The sequence below is a fragment of the Streptomyces sp. NPDC107454 genome, from assembly GCF_055582885.1.
On sequence record NZ_JBVJPA010000003.1, the window covers coordinates 425820 to 448928 of the forward strand.

General features: G+C 70.8%; 18 protein-coding genes. 2 read left to right on the forward strand and 16 right to left on the reverse strand.

Annotation, left to right across the window (positions count from 1 at the left end; genetic code table 11):
* Positions 1 to 69: 69 nt before the first annotated feature.
* Together ACZ69M_RS09495 and ACZ69M_RS09500 are read left to right on the forward strand one after the other, a co-directional pair.
* Positions 70 to 1458 carry an OFA family MFS transporter gene (locus ACZ69M_RS09495; protein ID WP_470048174.1) on the forward strand — a complete coding sequence of 463 codons (1389 nt, stop codon included), beginning with the start codon at positions 70 to 72 and terminating at the stop codon, positions 1456 to 1458.
* 1 nt (position 1459) lies between these two features.
* Positions 1460 to 2863 carry an OFA family MFS transporter gene (locus tag ACZ69M_RS09500; RefSeq protein ID WP_470048176.1) on the forward strand — a complete coding sequence of 468 codons (1404 nt, stop codon included), beginning with the start codon at positions 1460 to 1462 and terminating at the stop codon, positions 2861 to 2863.
* 113 nt (positions 2864 to 2976) lie between these two features.
* Here ACZ69M_RS09500 and ACZ69M_RS09505 read toward each other — a convergent pair whose 3' ends face one another.
* The 16 genes from ACZ69M_RS09505 to ACZ69M_RS09580 form a co-directional block, all read right to left on the reverse strand.
* Complete coding sequence (locus ACZ69M_RS09505) at positions 2977 to 4137, reverse strand: sugar phosphate isomerase/epimerase family protein (protein WP_470048178.1); 1161 nt, start codon at positions 4135 to 4137, stop codon at positions 2977 to 2979.
* Between the two features lie 156 nt (positions 4138 to 4293).
* Positions 4294 to 5694 (reverse strand): nucleotide pyrophosphatase/phosphodiesterase family protein, encoded by a 1401-nt coding sequence (locus ACZ69M_RS09510; RefSeq protein WP_470048180.1) that lies wholly within the window; start codon positions 5692 to 5694, stop codon positions 4294 to 4296.
* Positions 5691 to 6860, reverse strand: a complete 1170-nt coding sequence (gene eboE, locus ACZ69M_RS09515; RefSeq protein ID WP_470048182.1) for a metabolite traffic protein EboE — start codon at positions 6858 to 6860, stop codon at positions 5691 to 5693. Before eboE ends, ACZ69M_RS09510 begins: the two co-directional genes overlap by 4 nt.
* 3 nt (positions 6861 to 6863) lie before the next feature.
* Positions 6864 to 7712 carry a TatD family hydrolase gene (locus ACZ69M_RS09520; RefSeq protein WP_470048184.1) on the reverse strand — a complete coding sequence of 283 codons (849 nt, stop codon included), beginning with the start codon at positions 7710 to 7712 and terminating at the stop codon, positions 6864 to 6866.
* Positions 7712 to 8416, reverse strand: a complete 705-nt coding sequence (locus tag ACZ69M_RS09525) for an EboA domain-containing protein (protein ID WP_470048186.1) — start codon at positions 8414 to 8416, stop codon at positions 7712 to 7714. The genes ACZ69M_RS09520 and ACZ69M_RS09525 overlap by 1 nt, the downstream gene beginning before the upstream one ends.
* Positions 8413 to 9384 (reverse strand): sugar phosphate isomerase/epimerase family protein, encoded by a 972-nt coding sequence (locus ACZ69M_RS09530; RefSeq protein WP_470048188.1) that lies wholly within the window; start codon positions 9382 to 9384, stop codon positions 8413 to 8415. The genes ACZ69M_RS09525 and ACZ69M_RS09530 overlap by 4 nt, the downstream gene beginning before the upstream one ends.
* On the reverse strand, positions 9381 to 10466 hold the full coding sequence (locus ACZ69M_RS09535; RefSeq protein WP_470048190.1) for an SCO3242 family prenyltransferase: 1086 nt from the start codon (positions 10464 to 10466) through the stop codon (positions 9381 to 9383). Before ACZ69M_RS09535 ends, ACZ69M_RS09530 begins: the two co-directional genes overlap by 4 nt.
* Positions 10463 to 11596 carry an inositol-3-phosphate synthase gene (locus ACZ69M_RS09540; protein ID WP_470048393.1) on the reverse strand — a complete coding sequence of 378 codons (1134 nt, stop codon included), beginning with the start codon at positions 11594 to 11596 and terminating at the stop codon, positions 10463 to 10465. The genes ACZ69M_RS09535 and ACZ69M_RS09540 overlap by 4 nt, the downstream gene beginning before the upstream one ends.
* Before the next feature lie 117 nt (positions 11597 to 11713).
* Positions 11714 to 13057 (reverse strand): ThuA domain-containing protein, encoded by a 1344-nt coding sequence (locus ACZ69M_RS09545; protein ID WP_470048192.1) that lies wholly within the window; start codon positions 13055 to 13057, stop codon positions 11714 to 11716.
* Positions 13058 to 13072: 15 nt separating this feature from the next.
* Positions 13073 to 15577 (reverse strand): carbohydrate-binding protein, encoded by a 2505-nt coding sequence (locus tag ACZ69M_RS09550; RefSeq protein WP_470048194.1) that lies wholly within the window; start codon positions 15575 to 15577, stop codon positions 13073 to 13075.
* Positions 15578 to 15657: 80 nt separating this feature from the next.
* Entirely contained in the window at positions 15658 to 16662 is a 1005-nt protein-coding gene (locus ACZ69M_RS09555) for a sugar phosphate isomerase/epimerase family protein (RefSeq protein ID WP_470048196.1), read from the reverse strand.
* Positions 16663 to 16675: 13 nt separating this feature from the next.
* Positions 16676 to 17950, reverse strand: a complete 1275-nt coding sequence (locus ACZ69M_RS09560; protein WP_470048198.1) for a Gfo/Idh/MocA family protein — start codon at positions 17948 to 17950, stop codon at positions 16676 to 16678.
* Positions 17951 to 18002: 52 nt separating this feature from the next.
* The gene (locus ACZ69M_RS09565; RefSeq protein WP_352044747.1) at positions 18003 to 19061 is read right to left on the reverse strand and encodes a substrate-binding domain-containing protein; all 1059 of its coding nucleotides are present in this window, start codon (positions 19059 to 19061) and stop codon (positions 18003 to 18005) included.
* A 20-nt stretch (positions 19062 to 19081) separates the two neighbouring features.
* Positions 19082 to 20104, reverse strand: coding sequence for an ABC transporter permease (locus ACZ69M_RS09570; protein ID WP_351709255.1), 1023 nt, complete (start codon positions 20102 to 20104; stop codon positions 19082 to 19084).
* Positions 20101 to 21618 carry a sugar ABC transporter ATP-binding protein gene (locus ACZ69M_RS09575; protein ID WP_470048201.1) on the reverse strand — a complete coding sequence of 506 codons (1518 nt, stop codon included), beginning with the start codon at positions 21616 to 21618 and terminating at the stop codon, positions 20101 to 20103. The genes ACZ69M_RS09570 and ACZ69M_RS09575 overlap by 4 nt, the downstream gene beginning before the upstream one ends.
* Positions 21619 to 21855: 237 nt before the next feature.
* On the reverse strand, positions 21856 to 23037 hold the full coding sequence (locus tag ACZ69M_RS09580) for an ROK family transcriptional regulator (protein ID WP_470048203.1): 1182 nt from the start codon (positions 23035 to 23037) through the stop codon (positions 21856 to 21858).
* Positions 23038 to 23109: the final 72 nt, after the last annotated feature.

Sequence of the window (23109 nt, forward strand, 5' to 3'; positions counted from 1 at the left end):
GCGCACACGAAAGGCATTTGGACAGGGGGCGCTGGCCAGATCTTTCGACGCGAGGGGTGCTGAACCGACATGACAACCACCGACCTATCGACATCCGTCCCCTACAGGGAGGTGACGGATCGCAACGGCCGCCTGTACCGCATCGGTGAGACCGATCGGGACATCATGGGGCGACCACGCTGGACCATGGTGCTCTTCCCCTGGATGGGGATGCTGGGCATCAGCTCCTCGGAGTACGCGTTCACCTCCGCCGAGGACACCCTGCACGACGCCCATCTCTGGGGCAGTGGGCACATCTTCTGGCTGATGGGCGTCTGGATATTCTTCCAGGCCGCCGTCGCCTTCCCGGCCGGGCAACTGCGCGAGAGCGGACGGCTGCCCGCGCGGTACGCCATGATGCTCGGCGCGCTGGGCACGGTCCTGGGGTACCTCTCGCTCGCGTTCGCGCCGCATGTGACCGTCGCGTACATCGGCTTCGGCATGTTCAGCGGTATCGGCGCCGGCCTGGTCTACGCGACCTGCGTGAACATGGTCGGCAAGTGGTATCCGGAACGCAAGGGCGGCAAGACGGGCCTGGTCAACGGCGGTTTCGCCTACGGCTCCGTGCCCTTCGTCTTCCTGTTCACCTCGTACATGGACCTCGGCAACTACCAGGGCGTCCTGGTGACGGTGGGCCTGGTCTGCTGTGCCGTGGTCGCCTTCGCGGGCTGGTTCTTCAAGGACCCGCCCAAGGGCTGGTGGCCCCCGCACGTGGACCCGCTGAAGGTGTCCGACGACCCGAGGATCCGCCGGGCGCTGGAGAAGAACCCGCCGGCGGTGAAGCAGTACACCCCCAAGGAGGCCGCCCGTACGCCCGTTCTCTGGATGATGTGGTTCTGTCTGCTGTGCACCGCCGGGATCAACATCTTCGGCATCGCCTTCCAGGTGCCGTTCGGCAAGGACATGGGGTTCGCGGGCGGGATCGTGGCCACCGCGATGTCCCTGAAGGCGATCGTCAACGGCACGGGCCGCGGCGTGATCGGCTGGATCTCCGACCGCTTCGGACGCCGCAACACACTGATCATCGTCTGTCTGGTGCTGGGCTCCGCCCAGTTCGGGGTGCTGGTCTCCGGCCAGATGGGCAGCATGCCGTTCTTCCTGTTCTGCTCCATGGTCTCCGGATTCGGCGGCGGGGCGATCTTCCCGCTGTTCGCGGCCATGACGGCGGACTACTTCGGCGAGAACAACAACGCGTCCAACTACGGAATGGTCTACAGCTCGAAGCTGATCTCGGGCCTCGTGGGCTCGGGCATGGGCGCGGTCGTCGTCGGCGCGTGGGACTACCACGGGGCCTTCGTGCTCGCGGGCTCCATCGGCCTCGCCTCCGCCGTGCTGGCGCTGTTCCTCAAATCACCGGGCCGCCCGAAGGCCCGGGGCATCGTCCCCAACCCGCAACCGCTCGGCGAGGAGATGGCGTGACATGACGACAGAACCCATCGCCACCCAGGGCGCGTCGGCCACCACCGGCGCCTCGAACCGCTCGTACCGCGAAGTCACCGACGCCCGGGGCCGTGTCTACCGGATCGGTGAGACGGACCGCGACATCCTCGGCCACTCCCGCAAGTTCATGGTGTATCTGCCGTGGATCGCGATGATGGCCATCAGCGTCTTCGAATACGCGTACGGCTCGGCCGAGGACACTCTGTCCCACGCCCACGGCTGGACGCAGAGCAACACCTTCTGGATATTGAGCGTCTGGGTCTTCTTCCAGGCCGGCATAGCCTTCCCGGCGGGCTGGCTGCGGGAGCGGGGCATCCTCACCGCCCGCAGGGCCATGTACATCGGCGCGATCATGTGTGTGATCGGCTTCCTGGCCCTCTCGCACCTGAGCAACGTGCTGCTGGCCATCCTGGGGTTCGGTGTCATCGGCGGCCTCGGCTCCGGCCTGGTGTACGCGACCTGCATCAACATGGTCGGCAAGTGGTTCCCCGAGCGCCGTGGCGCGCGGACCGGATTCGTCAACGGCGGATTCGCGTACGGCTCCCTGCCGTTCATCTTCATCTTCAACTACGCGTTCGACACCGGGAACTACCACCGTGTCCTGGACCTCATCGGCTGTTACGTGATGATCGTCGTGCTGTCCTGCGCGTTCTTCTTCAAGGACCCGCCGAAGAACTGGTGGCCCTCGGACATCGACCCGCTGACGTACGGCGGCAACAGCAAGACCTCCGCCGCCCTCGCCAAGAACCCTCCCGCGGTGAAGCAGTACACACCCAAGGAGGCCATCAGGACGGGTGTGCTGCCCCTGATGTGGATCACACTCGTCATGACCGCGGGCGTGTCGATCTTCGGGATCTCCTTCCAGGTCGACTTCGCCAAGGAGGTGGGCTTCGGGCCGCTGGTGGCGGCGTCCTCCATGGGCATCATGGCCGTCATCAACGGCATCGGGCGGGCCGTGGTGGGCTGGCTGTCCGACACCTGGGGCCGCAAGCTGACCCTGGTGTTCGTCATCGTCGTGCTGGGTCTCGCGCAGTTCGGCGTGATCTGGGCCGGTGACATCAAGAGCGAGTGGCTGTTCCTGTTCTTCGCCTTCCTCTCCGGGTTCGGCGGCGGCGCGTTCTACCCGATGTTCGCGGCCCTGACCCCGGACTACTTCGGCGAGAACTACAACGCCACCAACTACGGCCTGGTGTACAGCGGCAAGCTGATCAGCGGTCTGTTCGGCGGCGGCCTCGGCTCGATGGTGGTCGCGGCCTGGGGCTACAACGGCGCGTACGCACTGGCCGGCGGTATCTCGATGCTGGCGGCGGCGATCGCGTTGCTGCTGAAGCAGCCGGGGCGCGACAGCGAGGTGCGCGCTCCGCAGCCGCAGCCCGCGAGCTGAGAGGTCCTCTGCCGACGGATTGAGAGGTTCTCCTGCCGGCACGGAGCACGGATCGGGCGGCCCTCCCCACGTGGCGCGTTGTGGGGAGGGCCGCCCGGTGCACTGCCGCGGAGCTAGTGGCGCCGCTTGCGGAGGGCCGCGAGGTTGTCGTAGCCGATCTTCGCGTGCGTGAGTGACTGTCCGGGATCCGTGGCGCTCGGGGCGTTGTCCTGCTCGACCATCGGGTTGTGGTAGTTCCGGTCACCGACGCGCGAGAAGAACGTGGTGTAGTCGATGACGCCGGTACCGAAGGGCACCATGTCGTAGCCCATGCCGTTCGTCGCGTTGACGACGCCGTCCTTGGCGTGGAAGAGCGGGTAGCGCTTGTTGTTGCGGACGACGAGCCCGGCGGGATCGAACACCTTCTCCCGGGTGGAGCCGTCGTGGGCCGTGTACGTGTGGAACTTGTACTGGGCCACGTGCGCCCAGAAGATGTCCATCTCCAGCCAGACCACCTTCGGGTCGGTGATCTTCAGGAAGTACTCCAGCTTGCGGATGCCGGAACTGCGGGTCGGGTTGCCCTGGGAGTCCAGCGGGCCCCCGTCGAGCAGGAAGCCGTACGCCGCGTCGTGGTTGTGGGTGTACAGCTTGAGGCCCTCTCGGCGGGCGATCTCGCCGAGCGCGTTCCACTTGTCGGCGGCCACGTCCCAGTCGGCGCGGTAGGCGCTGCCGGTGGGGTCGCCACCGGTGCCCGTGTGCGCCATGCCGAGGATGTTGGCGATCTCCAGGTGCTTCTTGAAGGTGTCCAGGTCTGCCGTGGTCAGGGGCCAGGACGGGGGTATGAAGCCGTGGTTGCCCTGCGCCCGCAGGCCGTACTCGTCGAGCCAGGAACGCAGCAGCTTGGCGCCCTGCACGGACTCCAGGCTCGCGCCGCCGGGAGCGTTGGCGTGCTGGCCGTATCCGGCGAACTCCACCTGCCGGTAGCCGAAGCGCGAGAGCTGCTTGAAGACCTCGCGGAATCCGGAGGGCAGGTCGGTGGCGAGCGGGTCGCGGCCCGTGGCGTCCCGGACGGTGTAGAGGATGATGCCGCGCTTGTTCGCGGGGACGAGGACGTCACCGCCGTGGTCGTGGCCTCTGCCCCGGGACTGGGCCAGGGCGGGCGAGGCACCGAGGACGGGTGCCGCGATCGCCGCGGTCGCGGCGGCGGTGCAGGTGCTCAGAAAACGGCGGCGGTTGAGGCCGAGAGTGCGGCGCAGGGCTTCGCCGGTCGCGGGTTCGTCGTTGAAGGCGGTCACGGTTTCTCTCTTTCGGATCGGTGTACGGCTTTGACGGGTGCCGCTGGTTCTGCTGCTCGTGCGCAGGTCAGAGGCGTGCGAAGCGCTCGCCGGACGCGTTGTCAGTGGCGCGTGCTTCACTTTCCGTAGTTGCCCGTCACGTCCTGTCAGGTCTCGTCAGGTGAGGCCGGCCAGGTCGAGCAGCAGGGATTTCACTTCGGTGGCCGCGATGCGGCCGGGAGCGGTGCGGGGGGTGGAGCAGATGAGGAGCGGACCTTCGTCGTCGCTCGTGGGAAGGCGGCCGTGGCTGCCGCGAATAGGTGAGGGATCCAGCGGCACGACCGCCATGCGGTAGCGCAGTCCGAGCTTCTTGCGGGCCAGTGCCGTGGCCGCCTTCACCTTGACGTAGGGGTCGAGGGGATCCATGAAGAGTTCGACCGGGTCGTAGCCGGGTTTGCGGTGGATCTCGACGAGCTGCGCGAAGTCGGGCGCGCGGGCGTCGTCGAGCCAGTAGTAGTACGTGAACCAGGCGTCCGGCTCCGCGACGGCGACGAGTTCGCCGGAGCGCGGATGGTCGAGGTGGTGGGTCTTCTTGCCCTCGTCGTCGAGGAGCCGCTCGATGCCGGGCAGGTCGGCGAGGGCTGCCTTGGTGGCCTCCAGGTCCTCAGGGCGGCGCACGTAGACATGGGCGATCTGGTGGTCGGCGACCGCGAAGGCTCGGGAGGCCATCGGATCGAGGTACTCCATGCCGTCCTGCGTGTGCACTTCGAGGAGTCCGGCGCGGCGCAGGGCGCGGTTGATGTCGACGGGGCGGTCCGCGCGGGTGATGCCGTACTCGGAGAGCGCGACGACGGTGCGGCCTTCCGCCTTCGCGTCGTCGAGGAGGGGAGCCATGGCCGCGTCGAGGTCCGCGGCCGCCTGGAGCGAGCGCGGGTCGTCGGGGCCGAAGCGCTGGAGATCGTAGTCGAGGTGAGGGAGATAGCAGAGGGTCAGGTCCGGCCGGCGGGTGCGGTTGATGTGACGGGTCGCGTCGATGATCCAGCGGCTGGAGACGAGGTCGGCGCCGGGACCCCAGAAGTGGAACAGGGGGAACGTGCCGAATTTCTCGGTGAGTTCGTCGTGCAGGGCCGGGGGCCGGGTGTAGCAGTCGGGTTCCTTGCGGCCGTCGGCGTAGTAGACGGGACGGGGAGTGACGGTGATGTCGGTGTCGGCGCCCATGGCGTACCACCAGCAGATATTGGCGACCGTGTAACCGGGATGCGCGCGCCGGGCGGCGTCCCACAGCTTGTCGCCGGACACCAGGCCGTTGTGCTGCCGCCACAGCAATACGTCGCCGAGCTCGCGGAAGTACCAGCCGTTGCCGACGATGCCGTGCTCGGACGGGTGGGTGCCGGTGAGGAAGGTGGACTGGGCGGCGCAGGTGACGGCGGGCAGGACGGTGTCGAGCGCTGCGCGGAAGCCGGACTGGCCGAGGGCCTTGAGGTGAGGCATGTGGTCGAGGAGACGGGGGGTGAGGCCGACGACGTCCAGGACGAGGAGAGGAGTGGGGCCGGCCGGCTCCTGTGATGGTGGGGTCACGGCAGCTCCTTCAGGCCGAGGTCCGTCAACAGGTCCCGGGCAAGGGTGAGTTCGGCGGCGATGCCGTCGGCGAGCTGGGCGCGGGCACGGGGGCGCAGCTCCGGCGGGAGTGCCTGCCAGGTGTAGGTCTCGACCTCCAGGTGGTGGGTGAGCGGGTGCGGACCGCCGACGAGGCGGGTCAGTGCGGCCCGCAGGACGGAAAGTGTGGAGGTGAGGGGTGCGGCGGGGGCCGCGTGCAGCGGGACGTGGAAGTGGGCGCGCCACGGGGAGGCGTCGGGCAGGGCGTCACCGGCGAGGGCCTCGCCGAGGTCGTCGGTGCCGCGCAGGCCCGCGGCGGTGAGGGTGCGCGTCTGGTGCAGGAAGCGGGGTTCGTCGAAGGCGGCGAGGGCCGCGCGGACTTCGGGGAGATGGGGGTGTTCGGCGTGCAGGGCCGCTGAGAGCTGGGATTTGACGATGGGGACGCGGGCCTGTGCGAGCGCGTCCAGGGCGGTGTGCGGGTCTTCGAAGGAGGTGGCGAGATGGCAGGTGTCGACGCAGATGCCGATGCGGTCGTGACCGATCGCGGTGAGCGGGGCGAGGGCGTCACGGGTGGTCTCGACGGTGCAGCCGGGTTCCGGTTCCAGGCCGATGCGCAGGGAGCGGCCGGTGAGTTCGTGGAGGGCGTCGAGGCGTTCGGCGAGCCTGGTCAGTGCGGTGTGCGCCGCCGTCGCCCGCTCCTGGTCGTATGCGGTGCGCCAGGCGAGGGGCAGGGTGGAGATGCTGCCTTCGGTGACGTCGTCGGGCAGGAGCTGGGCGAGGACTCGGGCCAGGTCGGTGGTGTGGGCGAGGCGTTCGGGGTCGGCCCAGTCCGGCTGGTAGACGCGGTACTTGACCTCTTCGGCGCCGAAGCCTTCGTAGGGGAAGCCGTTGAGGGTGACGACTTCGAGGCCGCGGTGTTCGAGTTCGGTGCGCAGGCCACGCAGCGCGGAGGGGTCGGTGACGAGGGCGTGGGCGGCGTCCCTGGCCAGCCACAGGCCGATGCCCAGGCGGTCGCGGCCGAGGCGGCGGCGGACGGGTTCGCAGTGGTCGCGGAGCTGGGCGAGGACGCCTTCGAGGGTCTCGGCCGGGTGGACGTTGGTGCAGTAGGCGAGGTGGACGGTGGAGCCGTCGGGGTGGCGGAAGCGCATCGCTCACTCCCCGCCGCGCAGGATGGAGTTGCCTTCGTGGGTGACGTCGGGGGTGGTGACGTCGAGGCTCAGCCGGCCGCTGAGGCCGTAGAAGGCGACGGGGTTGCGCCACAGCACCCGGTCGACGTCGTCCTCGGTGAACCCGGCGGCCAGCAGGGCGTCGGCGACACGGCGGGTCTTGAGGGGGTCGCTTCTGCCCCAGTCCGCGGCCGAGTTGACGAGCACCCGCTCCGGCCCGTACTCCGCCAGGACGGCGACCATGCGTTCCTCGTCCATCTTGGTGTCGGGATAGACGGAGAAACCCAGCCAGCAGCCGCTGTCCTTGGCCTCCTTGACGGTGTTCTCGTTGAGGTGGTCGACCAGGACGCGGTCCGGGGACAGGGCGGACTCCCGGACGACGTCGAGGGTGCGGCGCAGGCCGGCCTGCTTGTCGCGGTGCGGGGTGTGGACGAGCGCGGGGAGCTCGTGGTCGGCGGCGAGTTGCAGCTGGGCGGCGAGGGCGGTGTCCTCGGCGGGAGTCATCGAGTCGTAGCCGATCTCGCCCACGGCCACGACCTGGTCCTTGACGAGATAGCGGGGCAGTTCGTCGAGGACGGGGACGCAACGGGGGTCGTTCGCCTCCTTGGGGTTGAGGGCGAGCGCGCAGTGGTGGGCGATGCCGTGCTGGGCGGCGCGGAAGGGTTCCCAGCCGAGGAGGGAGTCGAAGTAGTCGAGGAAGGAGGCGACCGAGGTGCGGGGCTGACCGAGCCAGAAGGAGGGCTCGACGAGGGCGCGGACACCGGCGGTGCGCATCGCCTCGTAGTCGTCGGTGGTCCGTGACGTCATGTGGATGTGGGGGTCGAAGATGCGCATCAGGACTCCTTGCCGGATGTGCGGGAGGTACCGCACGGGCCTGCGGGGGCGGCGGTGGGCTCGGTCAGGGCCAGGACGCGGTGCAGGTCCTCGGGGACGGGACGGTCCGCGGCGGTGCGTTCCCGCGCGTAGTCGCCGAGCATCCGGGCGAGTTCGGCGTCCGCGTGGGCGCGCGGCGCCAGGTCGGCCACGACGTCTACGGGTACGCCGGTGAACAGGCACTTGAGGACCGCGTGCCGCCAGGTGTGGGCGTCCAGGTGGCGGGCGGCGTACGGGCCGAGGGCGGCGGCGACGAGCCGGGTGTCGTTGGTGCGCAGGGCGTCCTCGACGAGGGGCAGCGCGTCGGGGCCGGGCACGAGGTGGGGCAGGGCGTGCAGGACGGCCCGGCGTTCGGCGGCCGTGCCCTGCCGGTAGACGCGGGCGAGTGCGTCCGGGTCGGCGCGGGCGGCGTACAGGAGGAGCACGCGGGCGGCGTCGGCGTGCTCCGGGCCGCAGCGACGGCCCGCCTCGGCGATGCGCAACTCCCAGACGGAGATGGGTCCATGGGTGCCGGGGTGGTCGGCGGCCTCGTCGAGAGCCTGGTCCAGCCAGGCGCGGGCGGGCGGAGCCAGGGAGGTGTTCAGACGGGCGTGCAGGGCGGCGAGGGCGGGTTCGGCCGGGTGGTTCGCCGTGCTGCCGTGGGGTGCGTGCGGGTGCTGGTTCACGGGGTGCTCCCTTCGGCGCCGCCGTCGGGGATCGCCCGGGCCGCGCGGTGGAGGAACGGGAGGGACTGTGCGGCGAAGTGGGGGCCCGCGTGGGAGTGGCGGGGCAGTTCGACGACGGTCAGCGCCTGGTAGCCGGTGGCGGCCAGGGCTTCGAGTACGGGCGGGAAGTCGATCTCCCCGTCCCCGAAAGGGAGGTGTTCGTGGTGGCCGCGGCGCATGTCCTCGATCTGGACGTGCCGCAGCCAGGGGGCGGCGGCGCGGACGCAGTCGGCGGGTGGCAGGGGTTCCAGGCACTGGCAGTGGCCGATGTCGAGGGTGAGGCCGAGGGCGGGCGGGTCGCCGAGGAGGCGGCGCAGGTGGTGGAAGTCGGCGAGGGTGGCGAGGAGATGACCTGGTTCGGGTTCGACGGCGAGCGGGACGCCGGCGTGGGTGGCCGCGTCCAGCACGGGGGTGAGTGCTTCGGCGAGGCGCTTCCAGGCGGTGTCCTCGGCTGTGCCGGCCGTGGCGGCGGGATGGGCCGGGTCGGCCTGGTGGGTCGGGTCGGCCGGGAGTACTCCGCTGAAGCAGTGGACGGCGTGGGCGCCGAGGTCGGCGGCGATGCGGACGGCGCGGATGAGGAGGTCGACGCGGCGGGCCCGGTCGGCCGGGTCCGGGTCGAGGAGCGAGGGGCCGTGCTTGCGGCGCGGGTCGAGCACATAGCGGGCGCCGGTCTCGACGGTGACGCCGAGTCCGAGGGTGTCCAGCCTGCGGGCCACCTTCCGGGTGCGGGCGGCGACGTCCGGGGCCAGGGGGTCCAGGTGCATGTGGTCGAGGGTCAGGCCGAGGCCGTCGTAGCCGAGGTCCGCGAGAAGGGCGAGGGCGTCGTCGAGGCGGAGGTCGGCGAGACCGTTGGTGCCGTAGCCGAAGCGGAGGGGGTGGGCGTTCGTGGCGTGGGGCCGGGGGTTCGTGCGGTGGGGTGTCGGGGTCATGTGACGCTCACCTTCCTCGCGAATCTGCGGGCCGCCGGGGCGAGGGCGGCCGTGAGGAGAGCGGTGGCGAGGGCGCCGGAGCGCGCTGCGAGGGCGGCCTGGAGGGGGATCATCGCGCGGATTCCGCCGCCGACGGCTCGCTGGGTGAGCGGGGGTGAGGGGTTGAGGGCGGCGTGGAGGAGGGGGCGGCCCGAGGTGGTGACGAAGGCGGCGGTGAGGACGGTGCGCAGGGTGTCCGCGGCGGGGTGCCGGGAAGGGGCCGCAGCGGGGTGTCGGGAGGGGGCCGTGCCGGGGGCTCCCGGGGGCCTCGTCAACGTCCAGGCGAGCATGCCCGTCGTGGTGAGCGCGGCGAGCGGTGCGAGTGGCGAACCGCCCCGGGTCTCTCCGCGGGACACCGTGGTCAGCGCGAGGGTGTGGGTGGCCAGGGTCAGGGCGGAGGGCAGGGCGGGGCGGGCGCTGCCGCCGGTGGCCGTCGCGCCGAGGAGCAGGTCCAGGCCCCGCGCGGTGGCCATCGCCGCCGGCCCGGCGGGGGTTCGCTTGAGTGCGAGGTCGTACGCCCAGACGGTGGCCGCGAGGGGGGCCGCGACGGCGAGGGCCGGGCGTCCGGCGCGTGCTGCCAGGGCCAAACCCGCCGCCGTGAGGGCGCCTGCGGCTGCGAGGGCCGCGGACGGGCGGATGCGTCCGGAGGGCAGTGGGCGGTGTGGGCGTTCGAGGGCGTCCTCGGCCTGGTCGGCCCAGTCGTTGAGGGCCATGCCCGCCTGGTACAGACAGAGGGAGGAGGCGACGGCGAGCAGGGTGTGGGGGTTGGGGCGGGTGCCCGTGGTGGCGGCGCCGGCGAGGGCGTCGCCCGGGACGGTGAACAGGGCGGGCAGACGGAGGAGTTCGGCCCAAGCCCTGGCCGTGGCCCTGGCTCCGACCCCTGCCCCTGCCCCGGCTCCGGCACCGGCACCGGCACCGGCACCGGCATCAGCACCGGATGTTGTACCCGCTCGCGGGCTCTGGCTCTGGCTCTGGCTCGGGGTGAGGGGCTGCGGCGGGCTCGTCGTGGTCGGTCGGTCCGGCGTGGGCGGGCGCGGCGTCATCGGGTCTCCCCGGGGAGTGCGCGGAGCCGCCCCGCGAGCCCCGCCAGGGCCGCGTACTGCTCACCCAGCGCCGCGGGCCCGTCGCCCACCGGGTCCTTGAAGTAGAAGCCGAGTTCGCTCAGGGGGCCGGAAAGACCGGCCTCGTGCGCGCGGGACACCAGGCGTGCGAGGTCGAGGATCAGGGGCGCCGCCAGTGCGGAGTCGCAGCCCTGCCAGGTGGTCTGCAGGATCATCCGGGTGCCGAGGAAGCCGTCGAAGGCGATGTGGTCCCAGGCGGTCTTCCAGTCGCCGAGGGCCGGGACGTCGTCGATGTGGACCTCGCCCTGCGGGGCACCGCCCAGGGTGTCCGCGAGGACCCGTTCCTTGCCGGCGTTCTTGGCCGCGGCGGCGGCCGGGTCGGCGAGGGAGGCGCCGTCGCCGCCGCCGAGCAGGTTGGTGCCGGACCAGGCACGGACCTCCAGTGCACGCTGCGCGAACATCGGGCCGAGCACCGACCGCAGCAGGGTCTGGCCCGTCTTGCCGTCGCGGCCGGCGTAAGGGAGACGGCAGGCGCGTGCCGCCGAGGCCAGCGCCGGGTGGTGCAGGCCGGTGGACGGGGTGAAGTTCACGTAGGGGCAGCCGGCCGCCAGCGCTGCCGCCGCGTAGAGCGAGCTCGGGGGCAGGGCGGAGCCCACGGGCGCGGGTTCGGTGGAGGCCACGTTCAGCACGACCGCACGGGTCAGGCCCCGTCGTCGTACGAAGTCGCGCAGATCGGCCGCGAAGGCGTCCACGAGCTCGGCGTCGTTCCGTGTGTCGCCGGGGGCGGGGCCGCCGGGGCGGATCTCGGCGTCGGCGGCCGCCAGTTCGGCCGCGATCGCCGAGGGGAGGCCGGGTGGGAGCACGCCACCGGCGGCCAGGGCCTCGGCCCGTTTCGGCAGGGGGCAGTCCACGGTGTCGTGGCCGCCGAAGACGAGGGAGGACAGAGTGGGCAGGCCGCACTCGGCGAAGAGGGATGTCTCGGTGACCATGCCCGTCGGGGGGTGCAGGCCGGCGGTGAGGGCCGCGCAGCCCGCGATGACGGTGGTGGCGACGGAGCCGCGGGCTCCGATCAGCCACACCCCCACCCGAGGTTCGGAAAGGGACGCGGGCATGGGGGACATGGGCAGCCTCCTTGTCGTACGTCAGCCACACAGGGGGAGGAGAGAAGAGAAGGAAGTGAGGTGGGCGAGACGGCGGGCGGGGGTCCGGCGTCCCCCGCCCGCCGCCGGTCAGTCGCCCTTCGTGGGCAGTTCCTTGATCCGGACGTCACGGAAGGACACCTGGTCGTCGGCTCCGTGGTTCTGGAGGCCGATGTGTCCGTCGCGCAGGCTTCGTACCGGATCGGTGTTGGTGAAATCGTTGATCTTCACGCCGTTGAGCCAGACGCGGAGGTGCTCGCCCTCCACGCGGATCTCGTACGTGTTCCACTCCCCCGGCGGGTTCAGCGCGCGGTCGCGCTTCTTCAGGTCGGCGGACTGGAAGCTGTACACGGCCCCGGTGGTGCGGTCGGGGGCGTCGGTCGCGTCGATCTGGATCTCGTAGCCGTTGTTGACGGCCGACCAGGGGTCGTCGGACTCCGGGAAACCGACGAACACTCCGGAGTTGTCGTCCCCGGCCACCCGCCAGTCCAGCTTCAGCGAGTACGAGCCGAAGCCGGAACCGGCGTACCAGAGCATCCCCAGGCCGTCGTGCGACGTCAGCGTGCCGTCGTCGCTCAGCGAGAACGAACCCGGGCCCGCCTGTCGCCACGCCGCCAGCGATCCGGCCGTGCCGTCGAAGAGCGGCCGGTAGCCGTTCTCCGGGCGGCAGTCGGCCTGTGCGGCGCCGATGGCGTACCGGATGCCGCCCAGCAGGTGCTGCCGGAAGGCGGGTTCGGCGTAGGACTCCTTGGTGTGGCCGCCCCCGGTGTAGAAGGCGCGGCCGCCCCGGTACTCCTGGCACCAGGCGATCGGATGGTCGCCGCTCATCGTGCCGCCGGTGTACGAGGACTCGTCGAGCGAGGCGAGGACGTGGGCCCGCTCGCGCGGATTCGAGCGGTAGTTGTACCACTCGTCCGTGCGCTCCCAGGATCTCGGGAGCTGCGAGGTCGCCGGGTGGGAGCGGTCCTCGACGGTGACCGTCGCGGGCTGGATCGCGGGGTGCGACTGGAAGTACGCGCCCGCGAGGCCGCCGTAGAAGGCCCAGTCGTACTCGGTGTCGGCGGCCGCGTGGATGCCCACATAGCCGCCGCCCCGCTTGATGTACCGCTCGAAGGCGGCCTGTTGGGGGGTGTCGAGGACGTCACCGGTCGTCGAGAGGAAGACGACGGCGTCGTACCGTGCCAGGTTGCGTGGCGTGAAGGCGCCCGCGTCCTCCGTGGCGTCGACGGCGAAGCCGCCCGTGGCCCCGAGCTCCCGTACGGCCGCGATCCCCTCGGGGATCGAGTCGTGCCGGAAGCCCGCGGTCTTCGAGAAGACCAGCACCCGGCTCCTGTCGGGGCCGTCCGTGCCCTTCGACGCCGCCGGTCCCGACACGCAGCCGAGGAGCAGGGCGGCAGCGGCGCCCACGGTCAGCAGGCGTGCCGATGTGCGCATGACCGTCACCCCCCGTCAGCTCGTCGTGAAGGTGAAGTCGTCCACGTCGTAGAGCGCTCCGGTGCCGCTTCCCTTGAAGACGAGGTAGAGCGTGGTGGTGCCGCGCGGGGCGTGTGCGAGATCGGCGCTCACGTCCTGGAAGGTGTCCCAGCCGCCCGTCACCGGTACGGTCGCCCGGCCCAGAATGCGGCCGGTCGGGGAGCCCGCGCGGATCTCGAGGGTGCCGCCCGCGCCGGCGGAGGCGACGCGTGCCGTGATCTTCTGGGCGTCGCTCAGGGAGTAGGGCGTGAAGGAGATCCAGTCGCCGTTGTCGATGTCACCGACGGTCTTGCCGCCGTGCGCGGTGGTCTTCGTCTGGACGGTGATGCCGGAGGCCTTGCTGTAGTGCTCGGCCTGGCGGTGCTTGGGCTGGAGCACGTTCTGGTCGTGGGTGGTCAGCGGGGCCTGGCCGCCGCCTCCGCCGTCGGTGTACTCGGCGTCGAGGACTCCGAAGATGTTGGCGTCCTGGTCGTGGCCGCCGTCGGCGCTGGTCTGGAGGGTGCCGGAGCAGCCGTTCGCCGAGGTGAGCGGGTGGCCGTGGCTGTCGTGACCGAGGATGAAGGTGACCTTCACCTTGGCGCAGTCGATCGCTCGGCCGTCCTCGGGATCGGTGACCTTCACCTTGAACGGTACGGGGTCGCCGAAGCTGAACAACTGACCGTCACGCGGTTGTTCGATCACGACCTTGGGTGCGGTGTTGCCGACCACGATCTGCACGCTGGCGCTGCCGGTGCGGCCGGTCGCGTCCTTGGCGGTCACGGTCGCCGTGTAGGTGCCGTTCGTCCTGTACTTGTGGGAGGGGTTCGCGGCCGTCGACGTACCCCCGTCACCGAAGTCCCAGCTGTAGGTGAGGGCGTCGCCGTCCGCGTCGGACGAACCGGCCGAGGAGAAGCTCACCTTGAGCGCGGCCTGTCCCGAGGTGCGGTCGGCCGCGGCCTGCGCGACGGGCGAGTGGCCGTCGGTGGCGTTCTCGATGCGGTAGAGGCCCGAGTTCTCGTCGCCGCCGAACCAGGCGGTTCCGTAGTCGAGGACGTACAGGGCGCCGTCCGGTCCGAACGCCATGTCCATCACCTGCGTGCCGGTCCACGGGACGGAGTTGATGGACTGCACCGTGCCGGCGGAATCGCTCGCGATCCGCTTGATCCAGCGGCGGCCGAACTCTCCGGCGAAGAAGTTCCCGTCGTACGCCTGCGGGAACTTCACGGGCGAGTCGAGCGAGGCGTCGTAGTGGTAGACCGGGCCGCCCATCGGGGACTCCGAGCCGCTGCCGAACTCCGGTACGGAAGCGCCGTCGTAGGGGATCCAGGCCGGCTGGGCCGGGGGCAGGTCCGTCAGTCCCGTGTTGTGCGGGGAGGTGTTCTTCGGGGCGTTGCAGTCGAAGGCGGCGCCGGAGGTCTTCGTCGCGAAGTCGTAGTCCACGTAGGCGTCGTTCTTGCCCGTGCAGTACGGCCAGCCGAAGTTGCCGGGGCCGGTGACGCGGGCGAACTCGACCTGGCCGCCGGGGCCGCGTGCCGGGTCGGCCGCGCCCGCGTCGGGGCCGTAGTCACCGACGTAGACGATGCCCGTCGCCTTGTCAACGCTGAAGCGGAACGGGTTGCGGAAGCCCATCGCGTAGATCTCGGGGCGCGTCTTGTCCGTGCCGGGCGGGAAGAGGTTGCCGTCGGGGATGGAGTACGAGCCGTCCGCGTTGACCTTGATGCGCAGGATCTTGCCGCGCAGGTCGTTGGTGTTGCCGGCCGAGCGCTGGGCGTCGAAGACCGGGTTGCGGTCGGGGCGCTCGTCGATGGGCGTGAAGCCGTCGGACTGGAAGGGGTTGGAGTCGTCTCCGGTCGACAGGTACAGGTTCCCCGCCGCGTCGAAGTCGATGTCGCCGCCGACGTGGCAGCAGATGCCGCGGGTGGCCTGGACGTCGAGGATCTTCTTCTCGCTGGCGGTGTCGAGGGTGCCGTCCGTCTTGAGGACGAAGCGGGAGAGACGGTTGACGCCGTCGAAGGGGGCGAAGTCGGCCGCCGTGCCCGTCTCGGGGGCGTCGCCCGCCGGGGTGTTCAGGGGCGGCGCGTAGTAGAGGTAGATGAAGCGGTTGCCGGCGAAGCCCGGGTCTATGCCCACGCCTTGCAGGCCTTCCTCGTCGTGCGTGTAGACGTCGAGCTTGCCCGCGAGCTTGGTGTTTCCGGCCGCGTCGGTGAGGCGGAGTTCGCCGTCGCGCGAGGTGTGCAGGACCGAGCGGTCGGGGAGCACGGCGAGCGACATGGGCTCGCCGACCTCGGGCTCGCCCTTGGCGAGGGTGACCTGCTGGAAGTCCTCCGCCGCTGCCGTGTTCCCCGGGTCGGCGACGGCTGCGCCGGCCGGGGGTGCGCTGAGGGTGAGCGAGGCCGCCGCGAGCAGCGCGCCGCTCAGTAGGGCGAGCGCTCGGCGCAATGCGGGGTGTCGTCTGTGGGTCTCGGTTCTGTCGGTGCGGGTGGCGCGGTCTTTCCCGTGCACGAATGCCTCCAGAAAGGGGCTGGTTGTACGAGCGGGTGCTTGCGCCGGGGTGCGCCGTCACCCCGGAGACACAGGAGAAGTCAGTCGTTGCCGCCGAACGCCGCGTCGAAGGATGCCGACGGCGGCTCGAAGTCGTACGCCTTGAGACGGGTCAGGGCCTCGGGTGCGCCCTGGAGCCGGTCCATGCCGGCGTCCTCCCACTCGACCGAGATGGGGCCCGTGTAGTCGATGGAGCGGAGCATGCGGAAGACGTCCTCCCAGGGGACGTCGCCGTGCCCGGCCGACACGAAGTCCCAGCCGCGCCGGGGATCACCCCAGGGCAGGTGCGAGCCGAGGCGGCCGCCTCGGCCGTCGAGCCGCTTGCGGGCTTCCTTGCAGTCGACGTGGTAGATGCGGTCGCGGAAGTCGTAGAGGAAGCCGACCGGGTCCAGGTCCTGCCAGACGAAGTGCGAGGGGTCGAAGTTCAGTCCGAACGCCGGTCGGTGGTCGACTGCCTTGAGCGCGAGGTGTGTTGTCCAGTAGTCGTAGGCGATCTCGCTCGGGTGGACCTCGTGCGCGAACCGCACGCCCTGCGCGTCGAAGACGTCCAGGATGGGGTTCCAGCGCGTCGCGAAGTCCTCGTAGCCGCGCGCGATCATCGACTCGGGGGCGGGCGGGAACATCGCGACCAGGTGCCAGATCGCCGAGCCGGTGAAGCCGACGACGGTGTCGACGCCGAAGGCCGCCGCTGCGCGCGCGGTGTCGGCGATCTCGGCGGCGGCCCGCTGCCGTACGCCCTCGGGTTCGCCGTCGCCCCAGATCCGGGCGGGCAGGATCGCCTGGTGCCGCTCGTCGATGATGGCGTCGCAGACGGCCTGGCCGACCAGGTGGTTGGAGATCGCCCAGCACTTGAGGCCGTACTTGTCGAGGAGCGCGTGCCGGGAGTCGATGTAGGAGGGGTCCGCGAGCGCCTTGTCGACTTCGAAGTGGTCGCCCCAGCAGGCGAGTTCGAGGCCGTCGTAGCCGAAGTCACGGGCGAGGCGGCAGACCTCTTCGAGGGGGAGGTCGGCCCACTGGCCCGTGAAGAGTGTGAAGGTGCGCGGCATGTCCGGGGCCTCCTCAGACCGCGATGGGTGTGTAGACGGAGTTCTTCTCGGCGCTCTCCTCCACCGCCGCGAGGACGCGCTGCACCCGCAGCCCGTCGGCGAAGGACGGTTCGGGGCGCCTGCCCGCGGCGATGGCCCGTACCAGGTCGCGGGCCTGGTGGGTGAAGGTGTGCTCGTAGCCGAGGCCGTGGCCCGGCGGCCACCAGGCTTCCAGGTAGGGGTGGTCGGGCTCGGTGACGAGGATCCGGCGGAAGCCCGCGTGTGTGCCGGGCTCGGTGTGGTCGTGGTACGAGAGTTCGTTGAGCCGTTCCAGGTCGAAGGCGAGCGAGCCGCGCTCGCCGTTGAGTTCGATGCGCAGGGAGTTCTTGCGTCCGGTCGCGAAGCGGGACGCCTCGAAGGAGGCGAGTGCGCCGGAGGCGAAGCGGCCGGTGAAGAGGGCGGCGTCGTCGACGGTCACCGTGCCGACGCCCCCCGCCCGCGGGCTCGTCCCCGATACGGCGGTCAGTCCGCTCGGCACTCCGCCGGGCAGTGGGCGCTCCCGCACGAACGTCTCGGTGAGTGCGGAGACCCCGACGACCGGCTCGCCCGCCAGGTACTGGGCGAGGTCGACGATGTGGGCCCCGAGGTCGCCGAGCGCGCCCGACCCCGCGAGCTCCTTGCGCAGTCGCCAGGTGAGCGGGAACTCCGGGTCCACCAGCCAGTCCTGAAGGTACGTCACCCGTACGTGCCGCAGGGCTCCGAGCCGCCCCTCGGCGACCATCTTCCGGGCGAGTGAAGTCGCGGGCAGTCGGCGGTAGTTGAAGCCGACCATGGACATCTGACCGCGGGCGAAGGCTGCCTCGGCGGCCTCCGTCATCGCCTCCGCCTCCTCGACCGTGTTTGCGAGGGGCTTCTCGCACAGTACGTGTTTGCCGGCGGCCAGGGCGGCGAGGGCGATCTCGGCATGGCTGTCGCCGGGGGTGCAGATGTCGACGAGGTCGATGTCGTCCCGGGCGATCAGAGCCCGCCAGTCGGTCTCGGCCGCCGCCCAGCCGTGCCGGTCGGCCATGGCCCGCACCGCGCTCGCGTCCCGGCCGCAGACGGCGGCGAGGACCGGGCTGCGCGGCAGGTCGAAGACGCGGCCCACGGTGCGCCAGCCCTGGGAGTGGGCGGCGCCCATGAAGGCGTAACCGACCATGCCCACCCCGAGCGTCGGCTTGGCCGCCTTCGCCCCGGCCGCCTCGGCCCCGGGCCCGGAAGCGAGCCCCGCCTCCACCCCGGCTGCCTCGCCCTGGTGCGGCTGTCCCATACGGATGTCCTCCTCGTCGTCGTGACGCTGTGGGGGGTGTGAGCGGGGCGGATCACCTGAAGCCGGTGGCCATGTACTGGCCGACGTTGTCCTTGTCGACGACGGCCGAGTAGAGCGTGAGCGAGACCGGGATCTCGAACTCGGCGAGCCCTCCGATCCCCTTGCCCTGACCGAGCGCGCGGGCGAGGTCGATCGCGGAGGCGGCCATGGTCGGCGGGTAGAGGACGGTGGCCTTCAGGACGCTGTTGTCGGCCTGGATGGCCTGGAAGGCGGAGAGCGCGCCCGCGCCACCGACCATCAGGAAATCCTCGCGCCCGGCCTGCTTGATGGCGCGCAGAGCGCCCACGCCCTGGTCGTCGTCGTGGTTCCACAGAGCGTCGAACTTCGACTGGGCCTGGAGGAGTTGGGCCATCTTGGCCTGTCCGGACTCGACGGTGAAGTCGGCGGCCTGACGGGCGACCTTCTTGATGTTGGGGTAGTTCTTCAGGGCCGCGTCGAAGCCCTGGGTGCGCTGCTTGGTGAGTTCCAGGTTGTCGAGCCCGGCGAGTTCGATGACCTTGGCGTCCTGCTTGTCCTTCAGCTTCTCGCCGATGTAGTGGCCGGCACTGAGGCCCATGCCGTAGTTGTCGCCACCGATCCAACAGCGGTACGCCTGCGGGGTGTTGAAGATCCGGTCGAGGTTGACGACCGGGATGCCCGCGCGCATCGCCTTCAGACCGACCTGGGTGAGCGCCTTGCCGTCGGCGGGCAGCACCACCAGGACGTCGACCTTCTTGTTGATCAGTGTCTCGATCTGGCCGATCTGCGCGGCCGTGTCGTTGGAGCCCTCGGTGATCTCCAGCGACACGTCCGAGTACTTCTTGGCCCGGCTCTTGGCGTTGTCATTGATCGCGTTGAGCCAGCCGTGGTCGGCCTGCGGACCCGCGAACCCGATCGTGACGTGCTTGCCGGGCTTGTCGTCGGCGGCCGGCCGGGTGTCCGCGGCCGCCTTCTCGTCCTTGGTGTCGTTGCTGGTGCAGCCGACCAGGAGGGCGCCGGCCGAGGCGGCGGCGGTCCCGAAGAGGAGGCCTCTGCGGCTCGTGAAGCTGGTGGAACTCGTTGATTCTGGCATGGCGGTGGGCCCTTCCCGTGTCAGGTGCTGCTTGCTGCCGTACGCCGCTGGACCAGGACCGCGGCGACGATGATCGCGCCCTTGGCGATCTGCTGGACGTCGCTCTGCAGGTTGTTCAGCGCGAAGATGTTGGTGATCGTGGTGAAGATCAGGACACCGAGCACCGAACCGGTGATGGTGCCGCGGCCCCCGCTGAGCAGGGTCCCGCCGATGATCGCGGCGGCGATGGCGTCGAGTTCGTACAGGTTGCCGTTGGTGTTCTGGCCAGAACCGGACAGGATGATCAGCAGGAAGGCGGCGATGCCGCAGCACAGTCCGGAGAGCAGGTAGAGGTACAGCCGCTGACGCCGTACGTCGATGCCGGCGAGCCGGGCCGCCTCCGCGTTGCCGCCGACGGCGACCGTGCGGCGGCCGAAGGTGGTGCGGTTGAGAATCAGCCAGCCGATGATCGTGACGACGGCGAAGACCAGGACCAGCGGCGGGATGCCGAGGATGTACGAGTCGCGTTCGCCGAGTTTCAGGATCCCGTCGATGGTGACGATCTGGGTCTTGCCGTCGGTGATCTGGAGGGCGAGGCCGCGGGCCGAGGCGAGCATGGCGAGCGTCGCGATGAACGGGACCATCCCGCCGTACGCGATGAGCAGGCCGTTGACCAGACCGCAGCCCACACCGACGAGCACCGCGGTGAAGAGGATGCCCGCGAAGCCGTACTCCTGGGTCGCGACCGTCGTGGCCCACACCGAGGACAGCGCGACGATCGCGCCGACGGACAGGTCGATGCCGCCCGAGGTGATGACGAAGGTCATGCCGACCGTGACGACGCCGATCACCGATGCCTGGGTGAGGACGAGTTGGAGGTTTCGGGTGTCGAGGAACTCGTCCGGCTTGGTGATACCGCCGATGACGATCAGGGCGACGAGCACGCCGAGCAGCGAGAGGGTGCGGACGTCAGCGCGGGCCACGAGGGTGCGCCACGCCGGGAGTTCGCTCATCGACGGCACTTTGTCGGTGCTGCCCCGGGGCGGGGACACGGGCTGCGTCATGACGCCGGGCTTCCTTCCATGACAAGATCGAGTACGCGGTGTTCGTCGAGCTCCTGGGCGGGCGCCGTGTGCACGACGCGCCCCTCCCTGAGCACCAGCACGCGGTCGGCGAGTCCCAGCACCTCGGGCACCTCGCTCGACACGAGCAGGACGGCGAGGCCTTCGTCGGCGAGGCGCCGGATGACCGCGTACAGCTCGGCTCGGGCGCCGACGTCGACACCGCGGGTGGGTTCGTCGAGCAGCAGGACGCGGCAGCCGCGCAGCAGCCAGCGGGCCAGGACGGCCTTTTGCTGGTTGCCGCCGGACAGCGTCCGGATCGGGACGGACGGGTTGTCGGGGCGCAGCGACAGCTCGCGTGTCGCGGCGCGGGCGGCGCCTTGTTCGGCGCCCCGGTCGATCCAGCCCCCGCGTGAGAAGCGGGACATGGAGGACACGGACACATTGCGGGTGACGGACTCCAGCATCAGCAGGGCCTGCGCCTTGCGCTCCTCGGGGGCGAGTCCGAGTCCGGCGCGGACGGCGGCGCGTACGCTGCCGGTCCGCAACGCCCGTCCGTCCACGCTGACTTGACCGGCTGTCGGCTTGCGGGCCCCGTAGATCGTCTCCAGGATCTCGGAGCGCCCGGAGCCGACGAGCCCGGCCAGGCCGACTATCTCGCCGGGGCGCAGTTCGAGGTCGAGGGGCTCGAACTCGCCTGCGCGTGCCAGTCCTTGAACCTTGAGCACCGGCTCGGACGACGGCCCTCGCGTGGGCCGTTGCGGGAAGACGTACTCGACGTTGCGGCCCGTCATCAGCGCCACCACCTCGCGCGTGGGGGTGGACTTCGCGGGCAGTCCGCCGGCCACCGCGCGGCCGTCCTTGAGTACGGTCACCCGGTCGCCGATGCGGCGGATCTCCTCCAGCCGGTGCGAGATGTAGACGACGGCGACGCCGTCCGCGGTGAGGTCGCCGACGATACGGAAGAGGTTGTCGACCTCGTCGGGGTCGAGGGCGGCGGACGGTTCGTCCATGACGATGAGGCGTACGTCGTGGGACAGCGCCCGCGCCATGGAGACGATCTGCTGCTGGGCGGCCGACAGCTCACCGACGAGGCGTGCCGGGTCGATCTCCGGATGGCCGAGTCGGCGTAGCAGCTGCGCCGTCGACGCCTTGGCCGCCTTTCCCCGTACGACGAAACCGGCGGCGGTGGGTTCATGGCCGAGGTGGACGTTCTCGGCCACCGACAGGCCCTCCACCAGGTCCAGTTCCTGGTAGATGGTGGCGATGCCGAGGCGCATGGCGGCGATCGGGGAACGGAGCGTGACGGGTTCGCCGCGCCAGCCGATGGTGCCGCCGTCGGGCTGGTGGGCGCCGGCCAGGACCTTGATGAGGGTGGACTTTCCGGCCCCGTTCTGGCCGAGCAGACAGTGGACCTCGCCGGCCTGGACGTCGAGGTCGACGCCGTCGAGGGCCCGGACTCCGGGGAACGACTTGGTGATGCCGGACATGGTGAGTAGCGGTGGTTCTGGTGCCATGACGGTTCCCCTTGGCGGACGTGCGGGCCGGTTTCAGGGCGGTGCGCTCGCGGAGCGGGCGTTTTCGGGCAGGGCAGAGCAGGACGCTGTACAGGTGTGGGGTGCTTGAGTGAGATGACCTTTGATGCGGCTCGGGCAGGAGTGCTGCGCGCGGCTCGGGCAGGAGTGCTTCGTGCGGCGCTGACAGGGATGCTTCGTGCGGCTCTGACAGGAATGCTTCGTGCGGCTCGGGCGGGGTTACGCGGGCGAGAACAGGTGGTCGCTGATGAGCCGGGCCGCGCCGATGACCCCGGCGGTCGGCCCCAACTCCCCCAGCACGATGGGTAGGTTGCCGGTCGCCAGCGGCAGCGACTGGCGGTACACCTGGGTACGGATCGCGGCGAGCAGCGTGTGGCCGAGGCCGGTGACGCCGCCGCCGATCACCACCAGACCGGGGTTGAAGAAGGAGACGAGGCCGGCGATGACCTGCCCGGTGCGGTTGCCGCCCTCGCGGATCAGCCCGAGGGCGGTGGCGTCGCCCGCGGCGGCCGCGGCGGCGACATCGACGGCGCTCAGCGTGCCCACCGCCTCCAGCCGCGCGGCGAGCTCCGCCGAAAGCCCCTGCTGGGCGGCCTCCGTGGCGTCCCGGGCGAGCGCGGCCCCGCTGAAGTGGGCCTCCAGGCAGCCCCGGTTGCCGCAGGCGCACGGACGCCCGTCGGGCACGGCCTGGATGTGCCCGATGTCGCCGGCGCTGCCCGTCGTACCGCGGTAGACCTCACCGCCGACGACGATGCCGCAGCCGATGCCGGTGCCGATCTTGACGCAGAGGAAGTCGCCCACGGAGCGTGCGACGCCCGCGTGCTGTTCCCCCATCGCCATCAGGTTCACGTCGTTGTCGACCATGACGGGGCAGCCCAGGTCCTGGCTGAGCGCCTCGCGGACCGGGAAGCCGTCCCAGCCGGGCATGATCGGCGGTGCGACCGGAACGCCCTCGGGGAAGCGGACCGGACCCGGGACACCGATCCCGGCGCCGTCGAATTCCTCCGCGAGCCCGGACGACCTCAACTTGGCTGCCATGGACAGGACTTGCTCGAAGACGGCGACCGGTCCCTCGCGGACGTCCATGGGCTGGTTGATGTGCCCCAGGACCTCCAGTTCCGCGTTGGTGACGGCCACGTCGATCGAGGTGGCCCCGATGTCGACGCCGAGGAGGCGCAGCGCCGGGGCGAGCCGGATGTTGTGGGAGCGGCGTCCGCCGCGGGATGCGGCGAGGCCGTCGGCGACCACGAGCCCGGTCTCCAGGAGCCGTTCCACCTCGACGGCCAGTTTCGACCGGGAGAGGTCGATCTGGTCGCCGAGCTGGGCCCGGGAGTTGGGGCCGCCGTCGCGCAGCAGGCGCAGCAGGCGCGCCTGGTGCGCGTTCGCGGGTCGTGCCGTCATACGTCTCACGAGCCCCTCCCCGCCTCAATCGGCCAGTGTCCAATGGGTTTTGGCCACATCACCGTGGCTTGC